This window comes from Lacihabitans sp. CS3-21 (genome assembly GCF_024343675.1).
GTDB lineage: Bacteria > Bacteroidota > Bacteroidia > Cytophagales > Spirosomataceae > Leadbetterella.
This window is the reverse complement of the sequence record NZ_RJUD01000091.1, coordinates 1-724: the sequence shown is the minus strand read 5'-3', so window position 1 is coordinate 724 and position 724 is coordinate 1. Positions and strand designations below refer to the sequence as shown.

Annotated in this window: 1 pseudogene; it reads left to right on the top strand. The window is 35.4% G+C overall.

What is annotated here, in order from left to right:
* Positions 1-724, top strand: a pseudogene (locus EGI24_RS22020) (hypothetical protein); the annotation flags it as partial.

The following is a 724-nucleotide window of genomic DNA, read 5'->3' as shown; positions in this document are numbered from 1 at the left end:
TGGTCATCAGGATTAGGAACTGGAACAACGAAAGAAGTAGGAGTAGGTACTTATACAGCAACCTGTCAAACAGCTTGTGGAACATCTAATTTATCAAACTTGATAATCATTACAAATAGCAATAGTTTATTTAGAATTGAAGGCCCAACCCAACCAATTTGCCAAGGCTCTTCAATAACTTTAACAGCTGTTGGTTGTAATTCTACAGTAACATGGTTTAACGGCATGGTAGGTTCTAGTGTAACATTTTTAGTTACGTCATCAGGTGCATACGGTACATATAGTGCGACTTGTGGAACAGGGTCTAGTCAAACTACTTGTGATTTCAAAGAAGGAAATATTACCTTAATATCAAGAGGAGGCAGTTCTGGTTCTGGAATAATTACAAAATATCTTCTAACTAGTTCTTCTAAAATTATTTTACAAATTAAAGACAGCCCTACATTCACCAATGTAGTTTCAGGGGCATACAATATAGTAGCTGTTACATATAATTCAAATATTTCCGGTTTGATTGAAGGTCAAAGTTTGAATAATATAGTTTCTTCTTGTAAATCGGTGAGAGAATTGCCAATTTCAGTATGTAATTCTTCAGTATCGAACCTTTGTGAAGTAAGTACTGAATCGATTGAAGTTAGTATTTTACCAGCCCCAGTAGCCCCATTAATTTCATCTAACAAAACGACTGTATGTGGAACTGATAAAGCGACACTTACAGCAACAG